General features: G+C 31.7%; 11 protein-coding genes. All 11 read left to right on the plus strand.

The window, feature by feature from the left end; all coding sequences use genetic code 11:
- Window positions 1-212 precede the first annotated feature (212 nt).
- On the plus strand, window positions 213-812 hold the full coding sequence (locus RSF37_RS14605) for a phage scaffolding protein (RefSeq protein ID WP_332565111.1): 600 nt from the start codon (window positions 213-215) through the stop codon (window positions 810-812).
- Window positions 813-826: 14 nt separating this feature from the next.
- On the plus strand, window positions 827-1,177 hold the full coding sequence (locus RSF37_RS14610) for a hypothetical protein (RefSeq protein WP_332565112.1): 351 nt from the start codon (window positions 827-829) through the stop codon (window positions 1,175-1,177).
- A gap of 18 nt (window positions 1,178-1,195) precedes the next feature.
- Entirely contained in the window at window positions 1,196-2,248 is a 1,053-nt protein-coding gene (locus RSF37_RS14615; protein ID WP_332565113.1) for a major capsid protein, read from the plus strand.
- Between the two features lie 52 nt (window positions 2,249-2,300).
- On the plus strand, window positions 2,301-2,603 hold the full coding sequence (locus RSF37_RS14620; RefSeq protein ID WP_332565114.1) for a hypothetical protein: 303 nt from the start codon (window positions 2,301-2,303) through the stop codon (window positions 2,601-2,603).
- Window positions 2,600-2,977 carry a hypothetical protein gene (locus tag RSF37_RS14625; RefSeq protein ID WP_332565115.1) on the plus strand — a complete coding sequence of 126 codons (378 nt, stop codon included), beginning with the start codon at window positions 2,600-2,602 and terminating at the stop codon, window positions 2,975-2,977. Before RSF37_RS14620 ends, RSF37_RS14625 begins: the two co-directional genes overlap by 4 nt.
- On the plus strand, window positions 2,958-3,305 hold the full coding sequence (locus RSF37_RS14630) for a hypothetical protein (RefSeq protein ID WP_332565116.1): 348 nt from the start codon (window positions 2,958-2,960) through the stop codon (window positions 3,303-3,305). Before RSF37_RS14625 ends, RSF37_RS14630 begins: the two co-directional genes overlap by 20 nt.
- 4 nt (window positions 3,306-3,309) lie before the next feature.
- Window positions 3,310-3,651: a hypothetical protein gene (locus tag RSF37_RS14635; RefSeq protein WP_332565117.1), complete on the plus strand. Its 342-nt coding sequence runs from the start codon at window positions 3,310-3,312 to the stop codon at window positions 3,649-3,651.
- Between the two features lie 3 nt (window positions 3,652-3,654).
- The gene (locus RSF37_RS14640) at window positions 3,655-4,221 is read left to right on the plus strand and encodes a hypothetical protein (RefSeq protein WP_332565118.1); all 567 of its coding nucleotides are present in this window, start codon (window positions 3,655-3,657) and stop codon (window positions 4,219-4,221) included.
- A complete protein-coding gene (locus tag RSF37_RS14645; RefSeq protein ID WP_332565119.1) occupies window positions 4,221-4,631 on the plus strand; it encodes an esterase in 411 nt (136 codons plus the stop codon). Before RSF37_RS14640 ends, RSF37_RS14645 begins: the two co-directional genes overlap by 1 nt.
- Before the next feature lie 25 nt (window positions 4,632-4,656).
- Complete coding sequence (locus RSF37_RS14650; protein ID WP_332565120.1) at window positions 4,657-4,866, plus strand: hypothetical protein; 210 nt, start codon at window positions 4,657-4,659, stop codon at window positions 4,864-4,866.
- A 13-nt stretch (window positions 4,867-4,879) separates the two neighbouring features.
- Window positions 4,880-6,011 (plus strand): phage tail tape measure protein (locus tag RSF37_RS14655; protein WP_332565121.1); only part of this gene is annotated, 1,132 nt, incomplete at its 3' end.

Raw genomic sequence — 6,011 nt, forward strand, 5'->3', positions numbered from 1 at the left:
AGAAGAACTTTAAAGTTTAAAAAGAGTAAATGGTAATAAAATTACGCTGTAAATCCGAAGCCTTAAGTTAATACTTGAGAGTTTATTAGGAAATATGGCGTTTTTATTATGTCTTTCTTACTTAGATTTAAGACGTTAAAGAAGAAATCTAAGAACTATATATAGCGTGGAGCAACTCACGTAAAAGGCGTAATTATAGGAGGAATATCAAAATGGAAGAACTATTAAAAGAACAGGGCTTTACGGATGAACAAATTGCAACTATTACTGGTGCTATGACTACTAAAAAGATTTATACCACTAAAGTAGAAAATGCAGACGTAAGGTATCAAAAGGCTACTGATGATAAAAAGGATTTAGAAAAGCAATTAAACACTGCTAATACAACTATAACTAATTTAAAGCAGTATGAAACTGATAATGAAAAGCTAAAAGGTGATATAGCTACATATGAAGCTACTAATGAGACTTATAAAAAAGAATTAGAAGCTAAAGATTTTAATTATGCTATTGATAAAGCTTTTGGTGATTATAAAGTATCTGATTCTAAGGCTAAATTAGTTAAGTCGTTATTAGAAAATGATAAGTTGAAAGTTGTTGATGGAACTGTAATAGGTCTTAAAGAACAGATTGAAGCTATAAAAAAAGATCATGATTATCTATTTGAAAAAGAAATAGGCGGAACGGGTTCATTTGAAACTGGTGGAGCTGGCGGAAAAGAATCAGACCAAAAGGAAAGTTTTGCAACTCAATTAGGCAAGCAAAAAGCGGAACAAATTCAAGCAAAAGGAATTGCAGATTTTATAAAATAGGAGGAATGAAATAAATGAAACAAAGTTCATATTCAATTGGAGCACAACAAAAAGATATTAGAGCATTAGCGGGAGATCATTATGTTAATACAAATATTAAAGTAGCTAAAACTTCGGTAAATGCAAAACTTAAGAATGGCATATTACCAGCTGGAACTATAGTTTCTTCAGTAGGAGCGCCGGTAACGGGAGCAACAGCATTTGGAGTTACATTTGCTGATGTGGATTTTAATGGTACAAAAGGCACAGAAATATTACCGGTATGCATACACGGATTTTTATCTAAGAAAAAGATAAAAGAATATACAGGTGTTGATGTAACGGCAGAAGATATAGCAGCATTAAACATGATTAAATTTTTATAATTAAGGGAGGAAAAAACAATGGATTTAAAAGAATTTTTAAACTCAGCTAACATAGCATTATATTTAAAGGAATTACCACAAGAACAAAGTATAGACAAAGCTCTATTCCCTAGTAAAAAGCAATTAGGAACTGAATTACAATTCGCAAAAGGTGCAAAGAAAAAGGCAGTAGCATTAAGAATGAGTACTTTTGATGTAGCAGCTAAAGTAAGAGCTTTAAGCGCTTCAATTAATGTAGAAAAGAAAGAATTGCCTTTCTTCAAGGAATCAATGGGAGTTAATGAAACTACCAGAAGAGATTTAATAAATGCAATAGGATCAAATAATGAAAATTTAGTAAAGGCTGTAATAGCTCAAGTTTTTGAAAATTATGCGGTACTAGTTGAAGGTGCTCATATACAAGCTAAAAGAATGAGAACATCATTAATCCAAAAAGGAGAAATAAATCTTACTACTGAAGATGGTGACATAGTAGTTGATTATGGAGTTCCTAGTAATCATAAAGAAACTATAACAACTGCTGCTAAGAAATGGAATGTAGCTACTGCTGACATTGTTGGAGATATAGATAGACATCAAAAAGCTATTACAAATGATGGATATACAAAACCAACAACTTTATTAATGACTGAAAAAACATTCTGTGATACATTTTTAATAAACACAGCAATAACAAATCATTTAAAAGCTGGAGAATCAACAAAAAATATGATACTTAGCCAACAAGATTATATTAATTTTACTAAAGAGAGATTAGGAGTTAATATAGGATTCTTAGAAAATTCAACATTTATTCCAGCAGAAGGTGAAGCTTCACAATCTTATTATGAAGATGGTACAGTAACATATATGAGTGGTGCAACTTTAGGTAGTACAGTGTATGGAACTACACCAGAAGAGTTTGATAAGGTTTATGGTTCAAGTAAACTAGATACATCTATAGTTGATTTAGCTATTGCAGTAACAACTATGGTTAAAGAAGATCCGGTAGCAGTTGATACAAAGGTATCACAATTAGTATTACCTAGTTTTGAAAGAGCAGATGAAGTATTCTTTGCTAAAGTTTATTAGTATGAGAGGGATTTAATCCTTCTCTTTTTATTTAGAGGAGGTATTTATATTAATGGATCCATTAGAGTTATTAAAATTATTATTGCAAGAAAAGAAATATCCTTATTTTGAAGATGATGAGTTAGATGCTTTATTTATAACTTATAAAGAAGATGTGTATCTTACTGCATCTAAGCTTTGTTTAATGAAAGCAGATGGAGATAAAAAAGTTAAGGTAGGACCTATTGAAATAGAAGGACCAGGTTCTGATTATTGGATTAATCTATCTAATGATTATAGTAAATTTATTACAAAAGATACTGTGGTTAGTTCTGGTGGCTATAAAAGTACAATGAAAAGAGCTGATGGTCAATGAGTTTAGATAAAGAATATCTAAGAAAGAAGGTTATTCAAGGAATTGAAAAAATGCCTTATGATGTTAGTATTTATAGAGCTGTATTAGATGATTATAAAGAAGTTAATGGATATGAAAAAGTAACGGATTTAACAGGGGTTTTATATAAATCTAATAATTATAGTAAAAATAATACCTCTTTAGCTAACAATGGAGAAATATCTGAAGAAGAGACTAAGAAGTTTTTAGTTGATTTTAATGATAAATCTGTAAAAGTTAAGAAGGGTGATTATTTATTTTATAAAAATAAATGTTATAAAGTTAATTCCTTAGGTGAAGATTTTGAAGTATTCTTCGAAATGGTGGTGGAAGAACATGAGTGGTTTGAAGTTTGATTTTAGCAACCTGGTAAAAGGTTTATCAGAAATGGATGAAAAAGTAACTAGAGCTTCTAACTTATACGCAGAAACCGCTGCTCAAACGATGATTGGTGAGGCTAAGAGAAATGCAAAGTGGATAGATAGGACAGGTAATTCAAGACAAACAATGGATACTAATGTAGTTAAATTACCTAATAAAGTTCAAATACAGTTAAGAGGCAATACACCTCATTTTAAATATTTGGAACTTTGTCATGAAAAGAAAAATGCTATACTTTGGCCAACAATTCAAAAGAACGCAGCAACTGTTATAAAAGGATGGGCTAAGGTGATTTGGAAGTGATTAAGTGATAGTTAAATTATATGAATTTTTAAAAAGTAAAGGAATTGATACATTTTTCATTGGTCAACGCCAAGGGGAGTGTAAAAGTAATTATGTTGTATTAAAAGATGATGGAATAATTGGATTAAATAATAAAGTTGGGAAGGGCTATATAGACCTTCTTTTTTTTATACCCCAAAATCAATTTACTAAGTGTGAATCATTTAAAAAACAGGTTAAAGGCTTAGTAAAAGAGTTTGGAAAGATTAGATATTCAGGTCAAGAGACAGGTATAGAAACTGATAATGATAAGAAAGCTCTTACGTTCAGTGTTTTATATGAAGTTCAAAAGAAATTGGAGGGATAAACAATGGAAGATAAAGTTATTTGCAATATAGAGTTGGTGGAGATAGTAACTGAAGAGACATCACCAAAAACTTTTATGTTTGATACTGCTGATGAAGCAACGTATTCACCAGATATAAGTGAAGGAAAGGAAAATATACTAAGAGTTAAAAATAGAATAGTATCTACTAATAAAACAGAGGATATCCAATATGGATCATCTTTAACATTTAAAGATACTGCATTCCAACCAGAAGTACTAGCTATAGTAGATGGTGGAACTGTAACTAAAACAGAAAATAAAGTAACTGGATATTCAGCTCCAGCAGTTGGTGGTGTAGTTAATAGAATACCTTGTACTATAAATATTTATACGAGTGAAAAAGATACAAGTGGAGAAGTGCTACAATATGCTAAGTTCAGTTATCCTTCATGTAAAGGAAAACCAGCTAAGTTTAGTTTTAAAGATGGAGAATATATGACTCCAGAGTACACAATGGTTTCGAGACCTGCAAAAGGTGCAAAACCATTTGATTTAACATTTGTTAAAGCGTTACCTACAATTACTAAAAGCGTGAGAGGTGAAGAATAATGAAAGTTACTAGCATAGATGAATTAAAAGCAATGGCCAAGGGTGAAATTGTTGAATTAAAAGGATTTGGAACAGAAACTTTTGTAGCTAGGCTAAGAAGGCCAAGTTTATTAAATATGGTTACAAACTCAAAGATACCAAATACATTGTTATTAGCATCTCACACTGTATTCTTTGGCGCTAAAACAAGTAAAGATGTAGTGTCAATGGATGAATCTAATCAATTATATAGAATTGTTGCAAAAGAAGCATTAGTTGAACCTACTTTAGAACAAATAGAAGAAGCTGGATTAGAATTGACAGATGAACAATTAATCGAAATATTCCAATACACACAAGTTGGTGTACGAGCATTAGAATCATTTCATAAAAAGCAAAAAGATATTAAGAATACTGAAAATAAGCAATAAATATAAACAAAGACCAAGCGAGATTGTGGGTATTGATAACACATATCTCGCTTTTTGTTTTGATGAAGCATGTGATTATATTGAGTCATTTAGAAGTGTTGAGTATGACAAAAATGGAAAAGGTAAAGAAATTTGGTCAATAAAACCTAAGTGGATAGATGAAGAAGTTAAAAAGAACAATAATAATTCTGATTTAATTTCAGAAATGCAAGCTGAATTAAAGAAATTTGAATAGGGGGTGATAAACAATGAGTGTAAATGTAGGTCAAGCAGTTGGATATTTAACCCTTGATAAAAATCCTTTTTCAGCTGGGTTGAAATCTGCTGGCCAAGATTTAAATAATTTCATGGATACTACTAAGAGTAGTGAAAGTAGAATAAATGGATTAGCAAATTCTATGACTGCATTTGGAGGAATGCTCACTAAAGGGGTGAGTATTCCTTTAGCTGGAGTTGGCGCACTATCCGTAGTTACTGCAGCTAATTTTGAAGAAGGTATGTCAAAAGTACAAGCTATATCAGGAGCAACAGGTCATGATATGGAATTATTAAGCGCTAAAGCTAAAGAAATGGGAAGTACAACTAAATTTAGTGCTACTGAAAGTGCTGAAGCTCTATCGTACATGGGAATGGCTGGATGGAAAACAGATCAAATGTTAAGTGGACTTCCTGGAATTATGAATTTAGCAGCTGCTTCAGGTGAAGATTTAGCAACTACAAGTGATATAGTTACTGATGCAATGACAGCGTTTGGATTAAGTGCAGAAGAATCAGGTAGATTTGCAGATGTATTAGCCTCGGCTAGTAGTAATGCGAATACTAATGTCGGAATGATGGGAGAAACATTTAAATATGTAGCTCCAGTTGCTGGTGCAATGAAATATAGTATTGAAGATACTGCTATAGCAATTGGATTAATGGCTAATTCAGGAATTAAGGCCAGTCAAGCAGGTACATCATTAAGACAAATAATGATGGGATTGCAAGGTGGAGTAGAATTAACAACAAAAAGTACGAATGCTTGGAGAATTGAAGTCGAAAATAGCGATGGAACTATGAGAGATTTTAGAAGTGTTCTTGTGGATCTTAGAGAAGGCTTTGCAGATATGACCGATGCTCAAAAGGCTCAAAATGCAGAAAGTATAGCTGGAAAAGTTGGAATGAGTGGATTACTTGCTATAGTAAATGCATCACAAACTGATTTTGATAAGTTATCAGGAGCTATTGACAATAGTGCAGGGTCAGCTGAAAAGATGGCTGAAATAATGGGGGATAATCTAAAAGGTAAATTTACTATATTTAAGAGTTCTTTAGAGGGTGCTGGGATAGCAATTGGTGAAACTTTATTACCAATGTTAACTGCTGGAGTAGAAAAAATAA

It is taken from the genome of Clostridium sp., from assembly GCF_036643715.1.
GTDB lineage: Bacteria > Bacillota > Clostridia > Clostridiales > Clostridiaceae > Clostridium.